The 18,764-nt window shown below is 42.1% G+C and carries 18 protein-coding genes and 1 riboswitch; of the genes, 1 reads left to right on the forward strand and 17 read right to left on the reverse strand.

Annotation, left to right across the window (positions count from 1 at the left end):
• Nucleotides 1-16 precede the first annotated feature (16 nt).
• From DTOX_RS11230 to ribD, 7 genes are all read right to left on the reverse strand, one after another.
• Nucleotides 17-1,210, reverse strand: a complete 1,194-nt coding sequence (locus DTOX_RS11230) for an FprA family A-type flavoprotein (RefSeq protein WP_015757808.1) — start codon at nucleotides 1,208-1,210, stop codon at nucleotides 17-19.
• Nucleotide 1,211: 1 nt separating this feature from the next.
• Complete coding sequence (locus tag DTOX_RS11235; protein ID WP_015757809.1) at nucleotides 1,212-1,367, reverse strand: rubredoxin; 156 nt, start codon at nucleotides 1,365-1,367, stop codon at nucleotides 1,212-1,214.
• 113 nt (nucleotides 1,368-1,480) lie between these two features.
• Nucleotides 1,481-2,524, reverse strand: coding sequence for a nicotinate phosphoribosyltransferase (locus DTOX_RS11240; protein ID WP_015757810.1), 1,044 nt, complete (start codon nucleotides 2,522-2,524; stop codon nucleotides 1,481-1,483).
• 40 nt (nucleotides 2,525-2,564) lie between these two features.
• The gene (gene ribH / locus DTOX_RS11245; protein WP_015757811.1) at nucleotides 2,565-3,035 is read right to left on the reverse strand and encodes a 6,7-dimethyl-8-ribityllumazine synthase; all 471 of its coding nucleotides are present in this window, start codon (nucleotides 3,033-3,035) and stop codon (nucleotides 2,565-2,567) included.
• A 19-nt stretch (nucleotides 3,036-3,054) separates the two neighbouring features.
• On the reverse strand, nucleotides 3,055-4,254 hold the full coding sequence (locus DTOX_RS11250; RefSeq protein WP_015757812.1) for a bifunctional 3,4-dihydroxy-2-butanone-4-phosphate synthase/GTP cyclohydrolase II: 1,200 nt from the start codon (nucleotides 4,252-4,254) through the stop codon (nucleotides 3,055-3,057).
• A 34-nt stretch (nucleotides 4,255-4,288) separates the two neighbouring features.
• Nucleotides 4,289-4,954, reverse strand: coding sequence for a riboflavin synthase (locus tag DTOX_RS11255; RefSeq protein WP_015757813.1), 666 nt, complete (start codon nucleotides 4,952-4,954; stop codon nucleotides 4,289-4,291).
• Between the two features lie 55 nt (nucleotides 4,955-5,009).
• Nucleotides 5,010-6,113, reverse strand: coding sequence for a bifunctional diaminohydroxyphosphoribosylaminopyrimidine deaminase/5-amino-6-(5-phosphoribosylamino)uracil reductase RibD (gene ribD / locus DTOX_RS11260; protein ID WP_015757814.1), 1,104 nt, complete (start codon nucleotides 6,111-6,113; stop codon nucleotides 5,010-5,012).
• Between the two features lie 137 nt (nucleotides 6,114-6,250).
• Nucleotides 6,251-6,383: riboswitch (FMN riboswitch) on the reverse strand.
• A 459-nt stretch (nucleotides 6,384-6,842) separates the two neighbouring features.
• Here ribD and DTOX_RS11265 point away from each other — a divergent pair.
• Nucleotides 6,843-8,003 carry a sensor histidine kinase gene (locus tag DTOX_RS11265; protein WP_015757815.1) on the forward strand — a complete coding sequence of 387 codons (1,161 nt, stop codon included), beginning with the start codon at nucleotides 6,843-6,845 and terminating at the stop codon, nucleotides 8,001-8,003.
• Nucleotides 8,004-8,099: 96 nt separating this feature from the next.
• Here DTOX_RS11265 and rpe read toward each other — a convergent pair whose 3' ends face one another.
• Genes rpe through rsmB form a run of 10 tightly spaced genes read right to left on the reverse strand, consistent with a single transcriptional unit; the run spans nucleotide 8,100 to nucleotide 18,755 of the window.
• On the reverse strand, nucleotides 8,100-8,795 hold the full coding sequence (gene rpe, locus DTOX_RS11270) for a ribulose-phosphate 3-epimerase (protein ID WP_015757816.1): 696 nt from the start codon (nucleotides 8,793-8,795) through the stop codon (nucleotides 8,100-8,102).
• Entirely contained in the window at nucleotides 8,792-9,676 is an 885-nt protein-coding gene (gene rsgA, locus DTOX_RS11275) for a ribosome small subunit-dependent GTPase A (RefSeq protein WP_015757817.1), read from the reverse strand. The genes rpe and rsgA overlap by 4 nt, the downstream gene beginning before the upstream one ends.
• A gap of 36 nt (nucleotides 9,677-9,712) precedes the next feature.
• The gene (pknB, locus tag DTOX_RS11280; RefSeq protein ID WP_015757818.1) at nucleotides 9,713-11,611 is read right to left on the reverse strand and encodes a Stk1 family PASTA domain-containing Ser/Thr kinase; all 1,899 of its coding nucleotides are present in this window, start codon (nucleotides 11,609-11,611) and stop codon (nucleotides 9,713-9,715) included.
• A 44-nt stretch (nucleotides 11,612-11,655) separates the two neighbouring features.
• Nucleotides 11,656-13,032 carry a peptidoglycan D,D-transpeptidase FtsI family protein gene (locus DTOX_RS11285; RefSeq protein WP_015757819.1) on the reverse strand — a complete coding sequence of 459 codons (1,377 nt, stop codon included), beginning with the start codon at nucleotides 13,030-13,032 and terminating at the stop codon, nucleotides 11,656-11,658.
• Complete coding sequence (locus tag DTOX_RS11290; RefSeq protein WP_015757820.1) at nucleotides 13,029-14,309, reverse strand: FtsW/RodA/SpoVE family cell cycle protein; 1,281 nt, start codon at nucleotides 14,307-14,309, stop codon at nucleotides 13,029-13,031. The genes DTOX_RS11285 and DTOX_RS11290 overlap by 4 nt, the downstream gene beginning before the upstream one ends.
• A gap of 2 nt (nucleotides 14,310-14,311) precedes the next feature.
• Nucleotides 14,312-15,028, reverse strand: a complete 717-nt coding sequence (locus tag DTOX_RS11295; RefSeq protein ID WP_015757821.1) for a Stp1/IreP family PP2C-type Ser/Thr phosphatase — start codon at nucleotides 15,026-15,028, stop codon at nucleotides 14,312-14,314.
• Nucleotides 15,015-15,464 (reverse strand): FHA domain-containing protein, encoded by a 450-nt coding sequence (locus DTOX_RS11300; RefSeq protein WP_015757822.1) that lies wholly within the window; start codon nucleotides 15,462-15,464, stop codon nucleotides 15,015-15,017. The genes DTOX_RS11295 and DTOX_RS11300 overlap by 14 nt, the downstream gene beginning before the upstream one ends.
• Nucleotide 15,465: 1 nt before the next feature.
• Complete coding sequence (locus DTOX_RS11305; protein WP_015757823.1) at nucleotides 15,466-16,305, reverse strand: FhaA domain-containing protein; 840 nt, start codon at nucleotides 16,303-16,305, stop codon at nucleotides 15,466-15,468.
• 1 nt (nucleotide 16,306) lies between these two features.
• Nucleotides 16,307-17,356, reverse strand: coding sequence for a dual-specificity RNA methyltransferase RlmN (gene rlmN, locus DTOX_RS11310; RefSeq protein WP_015757824.1), 1,050 nt, complete (start codon nucleotides 17,354-17,356; stop codon nucleotides 16,307-16,309).
• 40 nt (nucleotides 17,357-17,396) lie between these two features.
• Entirely contained in the window at nucleotides 17,397-18,755 is a 1,359-nt protein-coding gene (rsmB, locus tag DTOX_RS11315) for a 16S rRNA (cytosine(967)-C(5))-methyltransferase RsmB (protein WP_015757825.1), read from the reverse strand.
• Between the last annotated feature and the right edge of the window lie 9 nt (nucleotides 18,756-18,764).

Below are 18,764 nucleotides of genomic sequence, written 5' to 3' on the forward strand. Positions count from 1 at the left end.
TGTGATCAAGATATTCTTAGGAATTTCCTTTGACAGCTTCTCCAAAGCTATAGCCAAATTCCTTTGCCTGTTGCAAATCAGCTTCAGAGGGGGCAAAATTAACTCTTACCCCAGGTACAGGCACCTTAAGTTGCAGGTCTTGCAAGCGACGTTCAACAAGCTTTACAGCCTCACCGCTCCAACCGTATGAACCGAAGGCTCCGGCTGGTTTACCGTTATTGATAATGGCAGATACACCTGATAAAAGCTGCCAGACAGGCGGCACCGCATCACGGTTAATTGTAGGCGATCCGATAAGAAAAGCATCGGCATTCTCAATCTTATCTATAATTTCGTTTTGCGGGTAATTTGTAAATTCCAGAATCTCAACTTGCAACCCTGCATCAGAAAGTCCTTTACCTATTGCTTCCGCCAATTGCGTGGTATAGCCATAGGCTGAGGTATATAATATTAAGACACTTTTAGCTGCTGCGGAATCCTTGGTTTGCTGTGACCACTGAGCGTACATTTGCACATAGCTCCATGGATCCTTGCGCAAAATAGGCCCGTGTGAGGGTGCAATAATTTGAATATCCAAATCTTTAATTTTTTCAGCAGCTTCCAACACATAGCGGCGGAAAGGTTTTACAATTACATCGAAATAATATTTATAAGATTCGCTTATATCGCCAACTTCATCATTAAAAACAGAATCACCGCAGTAATGGCAACCAAAAGCATCGCAGGAAAATAAGATCTTATCCTCAAGCAAGTAAGTAAACATAGAATCCGGCCAGTGCAAAAACGGCGCGTTAATAAACCGCAGGGTTTTACCGCCCAGATCCAGTTTATCTCCGTCAACAGCCACTTGCTGGTTAAAATCCCTGTTTATTTGTTGCCCTAAAAAGCGAAGAGCTACTTTAGAGGCTACTACGGTAGCTTTGGGCATTTCCAGCAGCAATCTTCCCAGAGAACCGCTGTGATCCGGTTCAGTATGATTTACTACTACATAATCAATCTCACTAAGCGGCACTATTTCTTCGATTCTTTGTTTTAGCTCATCATAAAAACGTGATTTAACTGTTTCAACTAGTGCTGTTTTTTCTTGACCTTGTATTAGATAAGCATTATAAGTGGTACCATACTTTGTTTCCATAACAATATCGAATATTCGCAAGTCGGGATCTTTAGCACCTACCCAGCTAACACCAGGAACAACCTGCATGCTCATCTTAGGATACCTTGCTGAACTGGCTCTTATCCGCACCGCACACAGGGCATACCCAGTCTTCAGGTAAATTCTCAAAAGCTGTGCCTGGTTCTACGTCATCCGCACCTTCAGCTGGATCATAAACATAGCCGCAAACGTCACATTCCCATTTTTCCATACTTTTTGCCCCTTTCGAAATGTATTTTAAAACCATGTTATAATTATAACACCAAAAAAAATTAAGTAAAACAAATAAAATATTAAAAATAATATAATTTTATAATCTTATCATTATAGAATTCTTTTTAATCTGGGGGCCTGGGTCTGTCCCGGAATTCTTCCTCGTTTAGCAATTGGTATGCCATTAATTTCCTTAATATCCATAGTCATATCTATTGGCAGAGCGTTGGAGATGTAGCTGCCCACACCGAAAGCATCAGCACCGGCTTCTACTAGACCAGGCAATCGCTCTGGATTTACTCCGCCGGAAACCAGTATTTTAACCTGCGGGTAACCGGCCTGATCCAAACGTGCTCTGATTTCTCTCACCAGCCCGGGAGTTACACCACCCCTTTCACTGGGAGTATCCAGACGGACACTGTTTAAATCTTTCCCCAGTGCTTCCGCTACCCTTAAGGCTTCCTCTGCCTCATCTTTGAAGGTATCAACCAGCACTATTACCGGCGAACCTGACGGCATTACAGTTTTGTAGGCTTGAGCTACCTTAACAGTATCACCGACTATCAGGAAAACCGCGTGCGGAACTGTACCACTGGGTTCTACACCGGCTAATTTGGCCCCCAGTATGCAGCTGGCACCGTCAGCACCTCCGGTAACAGCCGCCTTCTCCATAACCGGGGCAACTGCGGGGTGAACATGGCGGGCTCCGAAACAAATTACGGGTTTATTTCCGGCCAGGCTCTTGATATAATGACTGGCTGTGGCCCAACCGCTGGAACTGGCCAGCATCCCTAAAAAGGCGGTTTCATATATGCCAAAATCATCATACTTACCCTGAATCCTCATAACAACTTCTTTTTCTTTAAAAAACTCACCCTCCGGCAATGACCAAACTTCAATATTTTTATCTTTCAATAGGTTTTTAACCTCAGCTACTCCGGCTAGCATACCCCCTGCTCTGCCGGCAAATACCTCGGCAGTTACAGATGTTTGAAGCAAGTTGAGCTCCTTTAAAATTTCTCTGGTCTTTATGAAATATATATCGGTGGTTAAACCGCGCATTATTTCATCATTATTGGCGGAAAAAAGTCTGTTTTCCGTGGAGACTTTTAGTTCCTCTACTTCTTTGAGTGATTTGATTAATGAAACATCCACTAACGGTTCAACTCCTTCTCAGCATAACTGCCAACCGCTTTTACTCAGATAAACTTTTCATTAAATTTGCCATCTCGATTGCAGTTATTGCAGCATCCCAACCTTTATTGCCTGCTTTTGTACCGGCCCGTTCAACAGCCTGTTCTATAGTATCTACCGTAAGAACTCCAAATATTGCCGGCACACCTGTGTCCAGACCTATTTTAGCTATTCCTTTAGAAACCTCGGCTGCGACATAATCAAAATGAGGCGTCGCACCACGAATTACTGCTCCCAAACATATAACTGCATGATATTCTTTTTTTGCAATCATTGCCTTGGCTGCAAAGGGTATTTCAAATGCTCCCGGCACCCAGGCAATCTCTATATCTTCATCTGCAACTCCATGACGTTTTAAACCATCAAGGGCAGCCGACAGCAGTTTGTTGGTGATGAATTCGTTAAAGCGACCTACAACCAACCCGAATTTAAGTCCTTGTCCCAGTAAATGTCCTTCGAATGTCTTCTGCATGTTTAATAACTCCTCCCAATCAGTTAATATTTAACATATGTCCTAGTTTTGCTTTTTTGGTGGAAAGGTAATAATTATTATACTCTCCCGGACAAATCTCTATAGGAACTCTCTTTATAACTTCCAGGCCGTGGCCTTCCAGGCCGGCTATTTTACGAGGATTATTGGTAATTAAACGAATTTTGCTCAATCCCAGATCGGCAAGAATCTGAGCACCCAGGCCGTAATCTCTCAAATCGGCCGGAAAACCAAGCGCTTCATTAGCTTCAACTGTATCTTTGCCTTCATCCTGCAGCTTATAGGCGCGAATTTTATTGAGCAAACCTATGCCTCTTCCTTCCTGCCGCATATATAGCAATACACCGGTTCCCTCTTTTTCAATCATGCGCATTGCCTGCGCTAATTGATCACCGCAATCGCAGCGAGAGGAACCAAAAACATCACCGGTCAGGCATTCCGAGTGTACTCTCACCAGAGGCGCCTGGCTTTTATCCGGTTCACCTTTAACCAGAGCTATATGCCCCTTACCGTCCAACAGGCTTTCATAAGCAACGGCTGTAAACTCCCCGAATCTAGTCGGCAGTTTCACAACTTCAACCCGACGGATTAATCTTTCTGTTCTACGGCGGTATTCAATCAAATCGGCAATAGTAATTATTTTCAACCCGTGTTCTTTAACGAAATCCATAAGTTCCGGTATTCGGGCCATAGTTCCGTCTTCTTTCATGATTTCACATATTACGGCTGAAGGATGAAGACCGGCCATTTTAGCCAGGTCTACTGACGCCTCTGTATGCCCGGCACGCCGCAGTACCCCGCCTTCTTGGGCTCGCAGGGGAAATATATGCCCCGGACGCCGCAAATCCTCCGACTTGGTTGCCGGATCAAGCACAGCTTTAATGGTAGCAGCGCGCTCGAACGCCGAGATTCCTGTAGTGGTGTCTTTATGATCGATAGAAACAGTAAAGGCTGTTCCGTTAGGGTCGGTGTTATTGTTGACCATAGCAGGGAGATCCAGTTCATCCAGTCTTTCACCCAGTATTGGCATGCAGATTAAGCCTCGTCCGTATGTTGCCATAAAGTTAACCGCTTCAGGGGTTACTTTATCTGCAGCCATGATCAGGTCACCCTCATTTTCCCGATCCTCATCATCTACCACAACCAAGATCTTCCCTTGCGCGATGTCTTCAATAGCTTCTTCGATAGTGCTAAATTTCATGTTCAGACCCTCCACTTGCCAGTATTTTTTATAACTATACAAATCCGTGTTCCGCCAAAAATCCCATAGATACCAAGGTTTTCTCATCACGCTTACCTGCCGGTAAGGTTTCTCTGGCTTGCAGTAACCTTTCAATATATTTGCCGATAATATCCCCTTCCAGATTAACCGTATCTCCCGGTGTTTTAAAGCCAAGAGTGGTTTCTTTGGCTGTATGCGGTATAAGTGATACCAGGAAACTGTCATCTGTAAAATCTACTATTGTCAGGCTGGTGCCGTCTATTGCTACGGAACCTTTTTTTATGATATAACGCATAACCTCTGGCGGTGCCTTAATCGTAATTAAGATGGCAATATCCTGTATTTCTTTATTGGCAATAATTCCCACACCGTCAATATGACCGCTTACCAGGTGACCGCCTAATCTGTCTCCCAGGCTTAGTGCCCGCTCCAAATTTACGCGATCACCGGGTTTTAAATTACCCAAATTCGTCTTAGACAGTGTTTCAGCCATAACATCAGCGGTAAAACCCTGGCCGCCAAACTTTATTGCTGTTAGACAAACCCCGTTAACAGCTATGCTGTCACCAATTTTTATTCCCCGTGTGATCTTACCGGCAGCTATGTTTAACTGTGCCGAAGCTGCGCCGTGGCGTACTGATTGAAGTACGCCTAACTCTTCCACCAAACCGGTAAACATAATTAACACACCCCGATTAAATTCTAGCTTTAACTTACTTTACCAAAAGGCAATTTTATTTTCTGAGGTAACCCTCCAGGCAAATATCCTCTTCGAAACGCTGAACAGATATGCGCTCCAGCAGCAGCGCTTCACTGACTGCCGCAACTCCTCGCCCTCCCACCGGGCCGGGTGCCTCTTTACCGCCGATGATCTTAGGAGCTATAAACCACAAAAGCTTATCTGCCAGTTTTTGTTCCAAAACAGAAGCATTTACCGCAGCACCGCCTTCAATTAATATACTGGTTATATCAATAGCGGTCAGGGACTTAAATAAGTATGGCAAATCGATCTTAGGCCCGTTTCCGGCAATGATTATTTGTGCTCCCGCAGCAACAAGCTTTTGCACTCTTTCTTCGGGTGCTGCAGCTGTTATTGCAATAATAGTCGGAGCGGCAGAGATTTGAGTCAAAACTTTAGCCTCAGGAGGTGTACGGGCCAGGCTGTCAACTATTACACGCACAGGATCTTTTCCTTTAACTCCATCTTCCGGGCAGGAGAGTCTTGCAGTCAGAGAAGGGTTGTCTGCCATTAAAGTTCCTATGCCAATTAATATGGCATCATAGCTGTCACGCAGGTGGTGAACGTAAGCACGTGAAGCCGATCCCGTAATCCACCGGGAATGACCGGTATAAGCGGCAATTTTGCCATCCAGGCTCATAGCTGTTTTTAACAGCACAAAAGGCATTCCGGTACTTACGTATTTAATAAATACCTCGTTTAATTTAGCGGCTTCTTCTGCCAACAGTCCGGATACTACCTCCACGCCCGCCTTTCTTAGTATGTCCAGTCCTTTTCCGGCTACCAGAGGATTGGGATCGGTCATAGCAACGACTGCCCGTTTAATGCCCGCTGACAATATGGCCTCGGTGCAAGGACCGGTACGGCCATGGTGGCAGCAGGGCTCTAAGGTGACATAAATAGTAGCTCCTCTGGCAGCCTCGCCGGCTTCCTTCAAGGCGTGTATTTCCGCGTGAGGCGTACCGGCCTTCTTATGATAGCCTCTGCCAACTACTGCTCCGTTTTTAACTATAACAGAGCCTACCATAGGATTGGGACTTGTCCTTCCTCTGGCCCTGGCTGCTAAATCCAGAGCCATTTTCATATACTGTTCATCCATAAAATCACCTGCACAAATTCGATTAAAAAACACAAAACCCCGGAGAAACTATCTCCAGGGTGAAATGCTAATAAGGACACACTAAATAATACTTTTGCCATAAGAAAAATTCAAAAAAAGACAAAAATATTACTGCCCTCTACCTTCTCCCATCCAGACTCTAACTGTCGGCCCCGGCTTTTCACCGGATCAACCCTTACGGGTTCGCGGGCTCGGCTATATTTAGGCCATACCGCCGGTACGGAATTTCACCCGTCCCTGAAGATAAAGTGTATTAATTTGTGATACTTTCTTATAATATTGATCCACCTTTTAATTATATGCCCTGCAAGTCCGCAATGTCAATAATATAATCTGGAATCCATATATCAATCTTCAAAAAATCTGTGTATAGTTCAAACATAAAAAAGTGTGCTAAGGATAGTACTTCTTTATTACCACTATTAATATCATCTACAAAACAGCTTGTCCTTTTGATTTTAACTTTTAAGATATATTTTCTAAAAAATTAATTTATAACATAACATACGTTGCATAAAATTATGCATTTAGTTTATAATGAAAATTATAAGCAATTAGTCATTTTTTAATTTATAAAGTGGAAAAAACTGATGAAGCAATTATATGCATAACTTTCTACGCATGATATATTAAAATATATAGTAATTTTGCTTATAAAACACAGTACATGATTTAATTTTAAAGATATTATGCCCGGAGGTTTAACATTTGAACAGATTATTATTTGAAAATAACTTTACATACTTTGCTGAGCCGGCCAGATTACATCCTGACGAGGTTACTAATCAAGCGGATCATTTAAAAAAATTAGAAAAAATCAGTTGTTTATTGGATGCTTCCGGGGTTGTGATACTCCTTAATCAATACCGCCAAATAGTATATTACAACGAAGCTTTTTTAGAGTTTATTGATATGGCTGATCATGACACCAAGAAGGTTATAGGGCGCAGGCCGGGTGAAGCCCTAAAATGCATTCACTCACATAGGAATGAGGCCGGCTGTGGAACAAGTGAATATTGCAGTACTTGCGGCGCAGCTTTAGCTATTCTTGCCGGACAAAAGGGTGAAAAAAATTCCAAGGAGTGCAGAATTACTATAAGTAATGGTAAGAAAGATGTATCTTTGGAGTTGATGGTAACAGCCGCACCTTTTTCTCTGGATATGCAAGACTTTGTGATTATTTTTATCACCAATATCAGTGATGAAAAAAGAAGAAAGGCTTTGGAATGCATATTTTTCCACGATGTTATTAATACCGCGGGAGGGTTGCACGGTCTTATACAATTGATTGATATAAATGAGCAACCACCTCAGACAAGGAATATTATTAAGGATATAACAGATATATCCAATACTTTATTGGAAGAGATTAAAAGTCAGAGGGATTTAGTTTATGCTGAAAATAACGAACTAGTTATTGAATTACGTTCAGTTCAATCTATAGTTTTAATCAGAGAAACTATTAAACAGTTTTTAAACCACCAGATTGCTATGGGAAAAATATTAGAAATAGCTGTCGACAGCGACAATGTTTGCTTTAATACTGATCCGGTTATATTAAAAAGAATACTGGCTAATATGATAAAAAACGCCTTGGAATCCTCCACAAAGGGGGATACTATAAAAATCGGAGTAAAAAAACGGGAAAAATCGGTAGAATTCTGGGTAAATAATTCTCTGGTTATGCCCAGGGTGGTGCAGTTGCAGATTTTTCAAAGATCTTTTTCTACCAAGGGTATAGGAAGAGGCTTGGGAACCTATAGCATGAAACTCCTTACCGAGCGTTACCTGAAAGGTTCCATCTCCTTTCAGGTCAGCGAATGCGAAGGCACAACCTTTGCCGTTAGTTTACCTTTAATGGAAAAATAGTCTTTCTGAGAGTTGCCCTGAAATAAACTCAAAAGCACCATCTTTGCTAATGGTGCTTAATTAAATAACTTATTAATTATTGTGTGTTATCTGATTTTATCTCTTAACACCCATATGACAGACATTGCCTTTATACCTGGCTTTCGCAGCCTTCCTTATTTCTTCAACTGCCACAGCCGGATCCTGTGCACCGAATATAGCCGATCCTGCAACCAGAACAGTAGCACCTGCCCGGGCAACCAGCGGTGCTGTTTTTATGTTTATTCCCCCATCTACCTGTATTTCCGAATTTACATTCTGGTGTTCCAGCATGGTTTTAACTTTTTTAATTTTCCCTATAATCTCCGGAATAAAAGCTTGTCCGCCAAAGCCCGGATTAACAGTCATAAGCAGAACAAGATCAACCATAGATAAAACATATTCTATTGTATCCTGATGTGTTGAAGGATTCAAAGCTACACCGGCCTTAATACCTTTTTCTTTAATTAAAGCAAGAGTACGGTGCAGGTGTGTGCAGGCCTCAGCATGCACTGTAATTAAGTCAGCTCCGGCCCGCACGAATTGATCAATAAACTGTTCCGGTTTTTCAATCATCAAGTGCACATCGAAAAAAAGCTTGCTGTGTGGCCTTAAAGCCTGCACTGCAACCGGTCCCATAGTAATGTTGGGCACAAAATGCCCGTCCATAACATCAATATGCAGCCAATCAACTCCGGCAGCCTCTACTCTTTGCACATCCTCCTTGAGCATAGAAAAATCCGCTGAAAGAATAGAGGGGGCAATCTTTATCATTTATAAAATCTCCTTTCATGAAACACAATTTCCTCTAGAAACATTATATAATGCGCATATCGTTCTTTGTTGATTTCACCGGATTCTACAGCACTCTTAACAGCACAGTCAGGTTCCTGGTTATGCAGGCAGCCGTTAAATCGACAGTTTTGCCAGAAATTATTCATTTCAGGGAAAAATCCTGCCAGTTCTTCTTTAAGCATTTGAGGTAAATACAGACTGGAGAATCCGGGAGTATCTACAACATAGCCACCGTTATCAAGTTCCAGTAATTCTACATGCCTGGTTGTATGCCTGCCTCTTTGCAGTTTTTCACTTATCTCTCCCGTTTTTAACTGCAGGCCTGGCTGCACCGCGTTTAAAAGGCTGGATTTACCCACCCCTGAAGGCCCGGCAAAAACCGATATATGATCTTTTAAAACAGCTCTCAGTTCCTCTAAGCCTGCTCCTGTTTTAACGCTGGTGACTATTGTCCGGTAACCTATTTTATCATAAATATCCAGTACCGGTGTTACCTCCTCATTACTAAGTAAATCAACTTTATTAAAACAGATTACCGGTTCCGTCTTTCCGGCTTCAGCCAGCAGTATAAATCGATCCAGTAAATTTAAGTTGGGTTCCGGGCTTTTTAATGCAAAAACTACTATTGCACAATCGATATTAGCTACCGGAGGGCGCACTAACTCGGTTATACGGGGCAATACTTTTTCCACTACACCGTTTTTCTTATTTATAGTTTTTATTTGTACCCTGTCACCTACTAAAATCAGCTGCTTTTCTATTTTAAAACGGCCCCTGGGCTTGCATTCCCAAACATACTTTTGATCATCTTTAACGTAGTAGAAACCACCGTATCCCTTGATTACTGTTCCCTCTATCACATGCCGCTACCTCCTTAAATCTCTTATTAATTAAAACTAATCCATAGATTTTTCAAAAACATTGATATCATCTATATAAACTATAATATTGGCTTTGCCGTAATAACGTACCGTTTTTGATACAGCTTCTCCAGATGCGTGTACAGCGTTATAGGGTTCTTTTGTGCCGCGAATGTCTGTTACTTGTATCCTAACATTATGCTCCTTACCGTCGTTGGTTACCTTAAATTCCACGGTAGCATCTTTAGGTGTGGGTCCCGGGCCATTGCTAACCACCAAAGACACGGAAGATCCTTCCTGTACACTGCTTCCTTGAGTCGGAGTCTGTGTTATTACCTGGTCTGGCAGGTATTGATCACTGGATTGGCGGGTAATACCATCTGTCGAGTTTAATTTAAGCTGCTGCAGCTGGCTTTGTGCCTCATCCAGATTCTTTCCTATCAGATTTGGCATTTCATGCGTGATTATTTGAGGTCCCTTGCTAAAGGATACAGATATTTTACTGCCCATTGCAGCGGTTTGATTCGCTAAAGGTGATTGCACCGCTACTTTATCTTTCTCAATATCACTGCTGAATACAGGATCACTTTCCGCCATGACAAAACCTTTATTGCTGATTTCTATGGAAGCCTCTTGCCTGCTCTTACCAAGCAGATTAGGCACTGTCTTCATTTCAGGTCCTTTGCTGATATACAATAGGATCGTACGGCCTTTTTTCACGATTGTATTGGGGGCGGGATTTTGCGAAACCACTTTCCCTTTTTCTTTTAAATCATATTTTTCTTCGGTCCTGACATCCGGAAAACCGGCTTGATTCAGGCGCGTAATGGCTTCATTGGCAGTATCGTTTGTTACATCAATAAGTGTAACGTCCGGCACAGTCAAAATATTGCGAAAAACCAGCGTCCCACCAATGGCCAGACCTATTAAAACTAATATAACAGCAACCCAAGTCAGAGGACGTTTACTTTTATTTTGAGACGTAATGACGCTATTATGATTTTCTCCGGAATCTTTTGCACCGGTTGACCTGACTTTTGTCACAGGTATGAGTCTGGTATTAAAATCATCAACCGGTATAATCAGTGTTGCGTCCAGGTCACCGGTTTTTGCGGGCAGAGTTGTTTCTGCTGCCTGAAGTTCCAGAGCCAACTCCCTGGCAGAAGACTGCCGGTGTTCCGGATTTTTACTGATGGCCTTTAAAACTACATCTTGAAGTTTATTTGAAATATCAGGTTTGATGTTTCTTAAAGGCACAGGCACATCTTTAATATGTTTTAAAGCAATAGCAATAGGATTGTCACCGGTGAAGGGGAGAGTACCGGTAAGCATTTCATACAGCACTACGCCAAGCGAGTAAATGTCCGATTTGCTGCCCGCTTCTTCACCCTGCGCCTGTTCAGGCGACAGATAATGTACTGAACCAACAATCGTGTCTGTATGTGTCATAGTGGCAGCCGTGGTCTCAGCGGCAATACCGAAATCGGTTAACTTGGCTTTACCGTTGTTTGTTATAAGTATGTTATGCGGTTTAACATCGCGGTGAACAATATTGTTCTCATGCGCGTGCTCCAAAGCGGCGCATACCTGCAAAGCAATCTGTACTGCCTGATGCGTGGACAGGGCCCCCATCTTTTTTATGAGATTTTTCAAGTTATCCCCGTCTATATACTCCATAACCAGGTATTGAATATGATCTTCCTGTCCAACATCATGAATATTCACAATGTTGGGATGAGACAGGCTGGCGATAGCCCGTGCTTCCCGGCGAAAACTTTTTACAAATTCTTCATCCGAGGCAAACTCCGGTCTTAGTACTTTAATAGTTACCAGGCGGTGCAAGAGAGTATCCCTGCCCTTATAAACTACAGCCATTCCCCCGCCGCCAAGTTGTTCAATGATTTCAAACCGGTCTCCCAAACGTTTACCGATCATTTTCTTCACCTCTAAAATTATAACCAACTTTTATTAATTACTTTCTATAATAATGCTGAAAATATTTCTTTGGCCACCGGAGCTGACACAGCTCCTCCCGCTCCGGCGTTTTCCACAATCACTGCCACTACATAACGCGGGTGTTCTGACGGGGCAAAACCTATGAACCAGGCATGTGCCTTGCCATTGGGATTTTCCGCGGAACCGGTTTTTCCGGCAACCTGAAATCCCTGAACAGAGGCTTTTCCGGCTGTCCCGGCTACTACTGCCATTTCCATACCCTTCTTAATTTCCTCTGTTACTTGAGAGGATGCGCCATTTAACCAAACTTTCGGCTGGTGCTTATATATAATATTGCCTGCACTGTCTTTCACCTCACTAAACAAATGAGGCTGCATGATTACGCCCTGATTAGCAACTGCGGCGGCAACCAGAGCCATTTGCAGCGGGCTTGCCAGCACATCTCCCTGACCTATAGCAGTGGTCGCCAGTTGCGTACCTGTCAATTTGTCTACAGGTGCAAGAGTTGAAGCTCTCACAGGTATTTCTAAAGGCGGTTTTTGGCCAAAACCAAAACCCTCCGCCGCTTTAGTAAACTTTTCCGCACCCAAACTCAAACCGAGTTGAGCAAAGGTAGTATTGCAGGAAACGGCCAGAGCTTTTGATAATTGCAATTGCCCGTGCACACTGTTATCCTTTAACCTGAAACCCTGAACATCCAAATAACCGGGACATGTAAACACTTCATTCGCTACTTGAGGATTATTGGTCAAAGCTGCCGCTTCGGTAACCAATTTAAATACAGATCCGGGTGGATAAGCCCCCTGAGTAGCCCGGTTTAATAAAGCACTGTCAGGATCAGTGGTTAATTGTGACCAGGTTTCATCAACCTGATTCGGATCAAAGGTGGGAGTTGAGGCTAAAGCCAAAACCTCACCGTTGCCGGGGTTAAGCACAACAACGGCACCCTTGCGCTGTGCCAATAATTTCATGGCCAAAGATTGTATATTAGCGTCTATAGTTAAGGTTAAATCATAACCGTTTGATTTCTCGCCTGACATACGACTGATAAACTTGTCAAAACGACTGTCCGGTGTAATACCGAGTAAATAGCGGTCACCGGCTGCTTCAATACCTGTTCTTCCGTATCTTTCTGATATGAAACCAAGCACCGGGGAAAGTTCCCCACCCTTGGTGTAAATTCTTTTATTAGAGTTATCCTCCGAATAGGCCAATACATCACCATTACAATCCAAGATACGTCCTCTGTGGATTAATTTTTCATAGGCCAAAATTCTTTTATTATGTTCAGAAGCTTCCAAATCAGGTCCTTTAATGATTTGAATGTAAGACAAATATAAAATCAGAAAACAAAAACTGCCAAGCAATAATAAACCGATTTTAATAATATTTTTTCTCATAATTGTTCAGCCTCGTTTGATACGTTTAGCAAAAGACCCAGCAGGACAAAGTTTGCTACCAGGGAACTGCCGCCATAACTAACAAAAGGCAGGGTGACTCCGGTTAAAGGCAAAAGTTTAGTTACCCCGGCAATGATAATAAAAGCCTGAAAACTTATTAAAACAGTTAAACCAGCTGCTAACAGCATAGAAAAGTCATCACGGGAAGATAAGGTGATTCTCAAACCTCTGTAGACCATTAACAAGTAGATTAGTATTATGCCTGCTCCACCTAAAAACCCCATTTCTTCTCCGATAGCAGAAAAAATAAAATCAGTATGTACCGCCGGAATAAACTTGGGAAATCCGGCATTAAAACCATTGCCTGTGATTCCGCCGGAAGCCAGGGCTACTATAGATTGAATAACTTGATACCCTGAGGTATCACTGTAAGGCCAAGGGTTTAACCAGACCAAAACTCTTGTGCGGACATGGGAAAAAAATTGATAACTGAAACCGGCACCCAGTAAAAAAAGTGCCATACCGCTGAAAATATAAGAAAGCCGGGCCGTGGCTATATAAAGCATAGCAAGAAAAGTACCAAAATAGATAAGCGCTGTACCTAAATCCTTTTGAAATACCAACAACAAAAGGGAAACAGCCCACATGGCTATCAAGGGTACCCAGTATTTGGCCTCAGGTATAGAAATAAACCCCAAATTCATATTTCCTACCGCTAATACCGGCCTGTTCTCAGTCAGGTAACCTGTTAAAAATAAAACCAATAATATTTTTACAAATTCTGAAGACTGCACCTGAAAAAGACCGAAATTAAGCCAGCTCTTGGCACCGCCTTGTTCAATACCAAAGAATATTGGCAAAATAAGCAGTACGACACCTGCCAGTACGTATATATATTGGTAGTCAGACAGAAACAAGTAATTGCGGCAATAACCTGTAATTAAAACCAGGCAAACCAGGGCTATGGCCAGCCAGGCAGCCTGCCGCAGCGCGTATGCAGGATCCAGTCTCAACAAAAATATCAAACCATTGGCGGAAAGAAAAGCAACCATGGGCAGTAAAAGCTGATCTCCCTTATAGCCGGTAAAACGCCAATAAATACTAACCGCAGCAAAAGCGAGCATTACCGGCAATATTGAAAGCAGGGGAAGATTGTCCTCAGCAGCAGGTTTATCTGTTAAAAACAGAACTAAGCCGCCTATTAGCAGGTATAAACCAACCAAACTCAGTAAACGTCCTTCTGTTTTGCGCTCCGGCAAAAACCTGTATTGTATCATATTTATTCGATCTCCACGAGTATCGCAGTAATATTGTCCTGACCGCCCCGTTCTAAAGCTAAGGCCAGTAAGCTTTGCAAACCATGATCTAAATCAGATGCATTTATAAGCATGTCCTGAATTTCCCTGTCCAATAAATGATTAGTTAAGCCATCCGTGCATAACAAAACTAAATCGCCTCTTTTAACCGTATAACTGTAAATATCTACTTCCAGAACAGGTTCCGTACCCAGTGCTCTGGTAATTATATTCCTTCGCGGGTGTACTCTGGCTTCTTCACTGGTAATTTCGCCTTCATTAATTAACTTTTGAACAAAAGAATGATCTTCCGTTAACTGGTTTATCATGCCGTTGCTGATTATTATACCTCTGCTGTCACCTACATGAGCTATATATAAATCTTTTCCCATTATACAGGCAGCCGTAACTGTAGTCCCCATACCACGGTACGATAGGTTATTATGAGATAGGTTGTATACACTGGCATTTGCCTCCAGTACAGCTTTTCTTAAAATATCAACTGGATTCTCTTGCCGGTATATTGAACTTTTGAGTTCCTTTTCCAATACTTGAAGCGCTAACTGGCTTGCTACTTCACCAGCTTTATGGCCGCCCATACCGTCGGCAACTGCAAACAGTTTCAAGTCTTCACATACTAATAAACTGTCTTCATTGTTCTGCCTTACCTTACCGGTATCAGAAATTTTACTCCACTTCATATGTGCACCTCTCGAATTTAAAAGTAACCCCACCAACATTAATCTCATCACCTTCGCTTAATGCCGCAGGTTTTTTTAGAGGCTTGTTATTTAATTTTGTGCCGTTTAAGCTTTTTAAGTCTTCCAGCCAATAGCGATTCTTATGCAAGGTTATACGGGCATGTTTCTTGGATACAACATCTTTATTTATATGAATGTCATTACTGTTGTCACGTCCAATACACAAAATATCAGTAAAAACAAAGCACTCGCCCGGTTCAAAATATTGCTCTTCCGCTTGGACAACTTTTAATTGTCCTCTGCATTGCTCCTCAGGTTCAGGGAGTTCCTGTTGTTGCCTGATATCACGAAATATTATTTTAATTAAATATAATATAAAGACATAAAAGATTATTAAAAATAAGTAGCGCAGAGCTACAGATGTAATTAAACCCACCTTAATCCATCCTAATATAGCATATTGTGGTACCCAGTTTAATTTCGTCCTCCGGCTGAATGATTTTTTCCGTAATTTTTACACCGTTGATAAAAGTTCCGTTGGTGCTGTTTAAATCACGTATTACATAGAGCTTTCCCGTTTTCTCCAAAACGGCATGGCGACGGGAAATGCTGCTGTCAGAAAGAACAATATCACAATCCTGATCTCTGCCTATGACAAACTTGTCCTGTGTCAGTTGAAAGAATTTAGTTTTGTCAGGACCCTCCTTGATTTGCAGGCAGGCCAGCTCATTTTCTGAATTAATACCTGAATTATTAAAGAAATATTTTTGGGTATTTTCCGGATGGTCTTCTGTTATCTCTGTTCTCCCGGTTTTCCGCCCGTTATTATTTCTCATAAATCCCCGAAGGTTTTTGACTTCAATAAAATCCTTTTCTTTGGCTGTATGTACCGGCTTATTTGTTTCATCATAGGAACCGCTTACTTTAATATCGCCTATGTTGATATGCTCCCCCGATTGAAAATCAACTGAAGGGCTGCCCACCAGGGTATATTTTCTCTCCCTGGCTTTTTTCTTCACATATTCCAACATTTCAAAAGTAAGTGAACTGATATAAGGTCGAATAGCTTCCAGGTCATCACTGTTTAAATATATTATATAATTATTTGGTACAAAGACACTGTTAACACTTATCCGCTTACCACCTCTCATTTCTCGAAAAAGCTTTTTAGCAATATCAACCGGCTGAATTTTTCCGCACTGTTTTTCTTTAAACAATCCTTCAATATATTTTTCCAAACTGGTTTCCAGGCTGTCAAAAAATTTAATTTTTTTCACCTTAAAACACTTCCTTACGCCTATCCACAAAGCTATGTCTCAACTGGCCGCAGGCAGCATCAATATCTGAACCCATTTCACGGCGTACCGTTACTTTTAAGCCTTCTTTTTCTAAAATATCTTTAAATCTCTGAATATTTTGTACAGGTGTTCTTTGCAGACCTCTTTCCGGTACCGGGTTGACAGGAATCAAATTTATGTGGCAAGAGAAATTTTTTAATAAATCCGCCAGTTCCTGAGCACATACGGTTGTATCATTTAAACCTTTTATTAAAGCATATTCAAAACTTACCCTGCGTCCGGTTAATTTCGTGTAGTCTTTGCATGCTTTAAGAAGTACTTGCAGTGGATACTTTCGATTTACAGGTACTATACTGTCCCTCAGTTTATTATTAGGGGCATGCAAGGATACAGCCAGTGTAAGAGGCAGTTTTTTTTCAGCTAAAGCCAGTATTTCAGGAACCAATCCACAGGTCGACAAGGTGATATGACGATAACCGATATTTAAACCATAGTCAGCATTAATATTAGTCATAAAGGCTAGGGTATGCTGAAAATTGTCCAGAGGTTCACCCGAACCCATGATTACAACGTGGCTGATTCTTGAAGACTGTTCCTTTTGCACGGACATTACCTGGGCATATATTTCTCCGGCGGATAGATTTCTTACCAGCCCGGAAAGTGTAGAAGCGCAAAGCCTGCAGGACATCCTGCAGCCCACCTGTGAAGATACGCAAACTGATAAACCATAAACTTGTCTCATTAAAACAGTTTCTACAGCCTGGCCGTCTTTTAACTTAAACAAGTACTTAACAGTACCTGTCTGAGCGGAAACTTGCTTTTTAATCACCTGCAAATCTTCCAGATAGGCTGTTTGGTTAAGCTTTTTTCGTAAGTCCAGGGGTAGATTGGTCATCTGGTCAAAGGAGTCAACTCCTTTTTGAAACATCCATTCAGCTATTTGTCTGGCTCTGAATTTAGGCATAGCCTCTTGTAAAACCCAGTTTTCTATTTGTGGTAATGTTAAATCCATCAGGCCGGTACTTTCCAAAAGCTATTTCCCCTTGTATCTTTATTCTACACTATGTTCTTTAAACCCTTTTCTTGCGCATTCTTGCAATAAAAAAGCCGTCAATATTATGAGTGTACGGCAGTATTTGTATGTAACCCTTCCCAAGAGTGTTTTGCCAGTCTATTTCAGACGGCAGCAACCGGCTCATATCCTCTAAAACGAAGTCTAAATGAGTTAATAAAAAATATTTTACCTGTTCGATATTTTCTTCCTCAGTTATTGTACAAGTGCTGTACACAAGCACTCCTCCCGGTCTTACACACAGTGCCGCACTTTCCAATATTTCGCGTTGGATTTTGACCAGAGCGGGTATTTGTTCAGCTTCTTTGCGCCACCTGGCGTCAGGCCGCCGTCGCAATACCCCTAACCCGGAACAAGGAGCGTCAACCAGTACATAATCAGCCCAACCGGTATAACTGTTATGCAAGGTGCGTGAATCAAGATTAATTATTTTAACACATTTTATGCCCAAACGCTGGCAATTATCCTCAATTAAATCAAGTTTATGCGGGTAGATATCCGCAGCGATGATCTCGCCTTTATTCTCCATCAGTTGAGCCAGGTGAGTAGTTTTACCTCCGGGCGCAGCACAGGCATCAATAACTCTGCAATTGACGGCAGGCTTTACAGCATGTCCGGCCAGTATGGAACTTTCATCCTGTACTTGAAAAAGACCGTTTCTAAAGGCAGGGAAATTGCGCAGGGAAGTGAATCCCTCAACATTTAAGCCTTCAGGAGCAAAGCCGGTCTTATCGACAATCATACCCTGCTGTTTTAACAGTTCTGCCAGGTTATCGCGGTTGATCTGCAATGTGTTAGTACGTATAGAGAACCTGGCAGGTGTATTGTTAGACTGGCAAATCCGGATTGTCTTCTCCTTGCCAAATTGATTTAACCACCGCTCCACCATCCAGATTGGGTGTGAATAGCGCAATGAAATATGCGACACCGGGTCTTTTTCACAGTCAGGATATTCTATGTTTTCGTGCTGCCTGGCAATATTCCTCAATACACCGTTAACAAATTTAACCTGCCCCTTGTGGCCATATTTATGTGATAATTTAGCAGCCTCATTGCAGGCAGCGGAGGCCGGTACACGATGCATAAACAGGAGTTGATAAGTACCCAAGCGAAGAATATTCCGTATCCAGGCAGTTTGAGAAGACAAAGGGTGTTTCAGAAATTGGGCCAGCACCCAGTCAACTGTATTCAAGGCCCGTAAAGTTCCATAGACTAATTCAGTAGTAAAGGCCCGATCTAATTTATTAAAATCTCTTTGTTCCAGCACTTGGTTTAAAGCGATATTGGCATAGGCCCCTTCTTGATCAACGGCTTTTAAAACTATCAAGGCCATTTCACGGGCATTAACTTCAGACAATGGATTACC

Origin of the sequence: Desulfofarcimen acetoxidans DSM 771, assembly GCF_000024205.1 — a bacterium.
Lineage (GTDB): Bacteria > Bacillota > Desulfotomaculia > Desulfotomaculales > Desulfofarciminaceae > Desulfofarcimen > Desulfofarcimen acetoxidans.

What these genes read in the sequence shown, in the direction of transcription:
- ribH (WP_015757811.1), bottom strand. Translation starts at nt 3,035, where the DNA reads ATGCAGAAGACATTCGAAGGACATTTACTGGGACAAGGACTTAAATTC.
- DTOX_RS11290 (WP_015757820.1), bottom strand. Translation starts at nt 14,309, where the DNA reads ATGATACAATACAGGTTTTTGCCGGAGCGCAAAACAGAAGGACGTTTA.
- DTOX_RS11250 (WP_015757812.1), bottom strand. Translation starts at nt 4,254, where the DNA reads ATGAAATTTAGCACTATCGAAGAAGCTATTGAAGACATCGCGCAAGGG.
- DTOX_RS11235 (WP_015757809.1), bottom strand. Translation starts at nt 1,367, where the DNA reads ATGGAAAAATGGGAATGTGACGTTTGCGGCTATGTTTATGATCCAGCT.
- DTOX_RS11230 (WP_015757808.1), bottom strand. Translation starts at nt 1,210, where the DNA reads ATGAGCATGCAGGTTGTTCCTGGTGTTAGCTGGGTAGGTGCTAAAGAT.
- pknB (WP_015757818.1), bottom strand. Translation starts at nt 11,611, where the DNA reads ATGATCGGTAAACGTTTGGGAGACCGGTTTGAAATCATTGAACAACTT.
- rpe (WP_015757816.1), bottom strand. Translation starts at nt 8,795, where the DNA reads ATGATAAAGATTGCCCCCTCTATTCTTTCAGCGGATTTTTCTATGCTC.
- DTOX_RS11255 (WP_015757813.1), bottom strand. Translation starts at nt 4,954, where the DNA reads ATGTTTACCGGTTTGGTGGAAGAGTTAGGCGTACTTCAATCAGTACGC.
- DTOX_RS11285 (WP_015757819.1), bottom strand. Translation starts at nt 13,032, where the DNA reads ATGAGAAAAAATATTATTAAAATCGGTTTATTATTGCTTGGCAGTTTT.
- ribD (WP_015757814.1), bottom strand. Translation starts at nt 6,113, where the DNA reads ATGGATGAACAGTATATGAAAATGGCTCTGGATTTAGCAGCCAGGGCC.
- DTOX_RS11295 (WP_015757821.1), bottom strand. Translation starts at nt 15,028, where the DNA reads ATGAAGTGGAGTAAAATTTCTGATACCGGTAAGGTAAGGCAGAACAAT.